A 3,728-nucleotide genomic window follows, 5' to 3' on the forward strand; every position below is an offset into this window, starting at 1 on the left:
GTCGGAACTCGCGCACAAGATGGCCGTCAAGGCGTCGGAAGTCATCAAGCAACTGATGAAGCTCGGCCAGATGGCGACCATCAACCAGTCGCTGGACCAGGACACCGCGATGATCATCGTGGAAGACATGGGCCACACGGCCGTGGTCGCCGCGCTGGACGATCCGGAAGCCTTCACCGACGAGGACGTCTCGGCAACGCAGGCAGAAGCCCTGCCGCGCGCACCCGTCGTGACCGTCATGGGTCACGTCGACCACGGCAAGACCTCGCTGCTGGACTACATCCGCCGCGCCAAGGTGGCCGCGGGCGAAGCGGGCGGCATCACGCAGCACATCGGGGCGTACCACGTCCAGACCGAGCGCGGCATGGTGTCCTTCCTCGACACCCCGGGCCACGAGGCGTTCACCGCCATGCGTGCCCGCGGTGCCCAGGCGACCGACATCGTGATCCTGGTGGTGGCGGCCGACGACGGCGTCATGCCGCAGACCAAGGAAGCCATCAAGCACGCGAAGGCGGCGGGTGTGCCGATCGTGGTCGCGATCAACAAGGTCGACAAGCCCGATGCCAACCTCGACCGCGTCAAGCAGGAGCTGGTGGCCGAAGAAGTCGTGCCTGAAGAGTAYGGCGGCGACGTGCCGTTCGTGCCGGTCTCCGCGAAGACGGGGCAGGGCGTGGACGACCTGCTCGAACAAGTGCTGCTGCAGGCCGAAGTGCTGGAACTCAAGGCGCCGGTGGATGCCGCCGCCAAGGGCCTGGTGATCGAAGCCCAACTCGACAAGGGCCGCGGCCCGGTCGCGACCGTGCTGGTCCAGTCCGGCACGCTCAAGACCGGCGACGTGGTGCTGGCCGGCTCGACCTATGGCCGCGTGCGCGCCATGCTCGACGAAGACGGCAAGACCATCAAGACCGCGGGTCCGTCGATCCCGGTCGAGATCCAGGGCCTGACCGAAGTGCCGCAAGCCGGCGACGAGTTCATGGTGATGGCCGACGAGCGCCGTGCGCGCGAGATCGCCACCTACCGGGCCGGCAAGTTCCGCAACACCAAGCTGGCGAAGGCCCAGGCCGCGAACCTGCAGAACATGTTCACCGACCTGTCGGCGGGCGAAGTGCAGACGCTGCGGATCATCATCAAGGCCGACGTCCAGGGTTCGCAAGAAGCGCTGGCCCAGTCGCTGCTCAAGCTGGCGACCGAAGAGGTCAAGGTGCAGATGGTGTACGCCGGCGTCGGCGGCATCAGCGAGAGCGACATCAACCTCGCGATCGCATCGAAGGCCATCGTGATCGGCTTCAACGTGCGCGCCGATTCCGGTGCGCGCAAGCTGGCCGAAAGCAACGGCGTGCAACTGCACTACTACAGCATCATTTACGACGCTGTGGACGACATCAAGGTCGCGATGTCCGGCATGCTGGCTCCCGAGCGGCGCGAAGAGATCATCGGTTCGGCCGAGATCCGCACCGTGTTCGTGGCCTCCAAGATCGGTACGGTCGCGGGTTGTATGGTCACTTCGGGCCTGGTCAACCGCAGCGCGCATTTCCGCCTGCTGCGCGACAACGTGGTGATCTACACCGGCGAAGTCGACTCGATCAAGCGGCTCAAGGACGACGTGCGCGAAGTGCGCGAAGGCTTCGAGTGCGGTATCAAGCTCAAGAACTACAACGACATCAAGGAAGGTGATCACCTGGAGTTCTTCGAGATCAAGGAAATCGCCCGGACGCTGTAAGCGAACGAAGCGACGCTGACCATGCCCAAACGCAAAGCCGCAGCCCCGAACCGCGCCTTCAAGGTGGCCGACCAGATCCAGCGCGATCTGACGGAACTGATCGCGCGCGAACTCAAGGACCCGCGGGTGGGCATGGTCACGATCCAGGCGGTCGAGGTCACGCCCGACTATGCGCACGCGAAGATCTTTTTCAGCCTGCTCGTGGGCGATCCGGTCGAGACCACCGAAGCCCTGAACCAGGCCGCGGGCTTCCTGCGCAACGGCCTGTTCAAGCGCCTGCACATCCATACGGTGCCGACGTTGCATTTCCAGTTCGACCGCACGACCGAACGTGCGGCCGACATGAATGCGCTGATCGCGCAGGCCGTCGCTTCACGTTCCAAAGACGACTGAAGATGAACGCGCCACGCACAYGGGTGCAGCGGCGCCCTGTGCATGGGGTGTTGCTGCTCGACAAACCGCTGGGTCTCTCCAGCAATCAGGCCTTGCAGAAGGCCAAGTGGTTGCTTCGCGCCGAAAAAGCGGGTCATACGGGCACGCTCGACCCGCTCGCCACCGGCGTGCTGYCGCTGTGCTTCGGCGCCGCCACCAAGTTCAGCCAGCTGCATCTCGACGCCGACAAGACCTATGAGGCCAGCGCCCGCCTGGGCGTGAAGACCGCCACCGGCGATGCCGAGGGCGACATCATTGCCGAGCGGCCGGTCGCCGTGGGCGTGGAGGACCTGGCGCGCGTGCAGGCGCAGTTCACCGGCCCGATCCGCCAGGTGCCGCCGATGCACAGCGCGCTCAAGAAGGACGGCCGCGCGCTGTACGAATACGCGCGCGAAGGCATCGAGGTCGAGCGGGCACCGCGCGACCTCGTGGTCTACCAGCTCGCGCTCGCATCGACCTCCGACATCGACATCCGCATCCAGGCGACCGTCAGCAAGGGCACCTACATCCGCACCCTCGGCGAGGACATCGGCGAGGCGCTGGGCTGCGGCGCCCACCTGACCGCGCTGCGCCGCACCGCCACCGGCGGCTTCGACGCCTCGCAATGCGTGACGCTCGAAGCGCTCGAAGCCATGGACGAGGACGAGCGGCTGGCCTGCCTGCTGCCGACCGAAGCCCTGGTGGCCGATCACACGCGCGTCACGCTCGGCGCCGAAGATGCCGGGCGCTTCCTGTCCGGCCTGCGCCGGCGCGGCAACTGGGCCGATGCGCAGGCCGTGGCCGTGTTCGGCAACCAGCCCGAGGCTTTCCTGGGCACGGCCCACGTGAAGGCCGGCGAACTGATCCCGGGGCGGCTGCTGAGCCCCATCGAAATCCAGCAGACATTACTTTTGACCGAAGCGACACCATGACCCAACAGATTCGCAATATCGCCATCATCGCCCACGTGGACCATGGCAAGACCACCATGGTCGACCAACTGCTGCGCCAGTCCGGCACCTTCGCCGAACACGAGAAAGTGGTCGACACCGTGATGGACAACAACGCGATCGAAAAAGAGCGCGGCATCACGATCCTGGCCAAGAACTGCGCCGTGACCTGGGAAGGCACGCACATCAACATCGTCGACACCCCCGGCCACGCCGACTTCGGCGGCGAAGTGGAGCGTGCGCTCAGCATGGTGGACGGCGTGGTGCTGCTGATCGACGCGCAAGAAGGCCCGATGCCCCAGACCCGCTTCGTGACCAAGAAGGCCCTGGCCCTCGGTCTGAAGCCGATCCTGGTGGTGAACAAGGTCGACAAGCCCGGCGCGCGCCCCGACCATGTGGTCAACGCGGCMTTCGACCTGTTCGACAAGCTCGGCGCCACGGATGAACAGCTGGATTTCCCCGTGGTCTACGCTTCGGGCATCAATGGCTGGTCGTCGATGGAAGAGGGTGCCCAGGGTGAGCAGTGGGGTCCCGACATGTCGGCCCTGTTCAACACCATCCTGAAGCACGTGCCGGCGCAGAAGGGCGACCCGAAGGCGCCGCTGCAGCTGCAGATCTCCGCGCTCGACTTCTCGACCTTCGTCGGC

The 3,728-nt window shown here is 65.7% G+C and carries 4 protein-coding genes; all 4 read left to right on the top strand.

The window, feature by feature from the left end:
* On the top strand, positions 1 to 1,720 hold a 1,720-nt coding region (gene infB / locus AC1D2K_RS31685), incomplete at its 5' end, for a translation initiation factor IF-2 (protein ID WP_478094024.1).
* 21 nt (positions 1,721 to 1,741) lie between these two features.
* Positions 1,742 to 2,113: a 30S ribosome-binding factor RbfA gene (gene rbfA, locus AC1D2K_RS31690; RefSeq protein ID WP_478094026.1), complete on the top strand. Its 372-nt coding sequence runs from the start codon at positions 1,742 to 1,744 to the stop codon at positions 2,111 to 2,113.
* 2 nt (positions 2,114 to 2,115) lie between these two features.
* The gene (gene truB / locus AC1D2K_RS31695) at positions 2,116 to 3,063 is read left to right on the top strand and encodes a tRNA pseudouridine(55) synthase TruB (protein ID WP_478094028.1); all 948 of its coding nucleotides are present in this window, start codon (positions 2,116 to 2,118) and stop codon (positions 3,061 to 3,063) included.
* Positions 3,060 to 3,728: GTP-binding protein (locus AC1D2K_RS31700; RefSeq protein WP_478094029.1), on the top strand; the 669-nt coding region annotated here is incomplete at its 3' end. The genes truB and AC1D2K_RS31700, both read left to right, overlap by 4 nt.

The organism is Variovorax sp. P1_H12_2 (genome assembly GCF_056405335.1).

What these genes read in the sequence shown, in the direction of transcription:
- rbfA (WP_478094026.1), top strand. Translation starts at nt 1,742, where the DNA reads ATGCCCAAACGCAAAGCCGCAGCCCCGAACCGCGCCTTCAAGGTGGCC.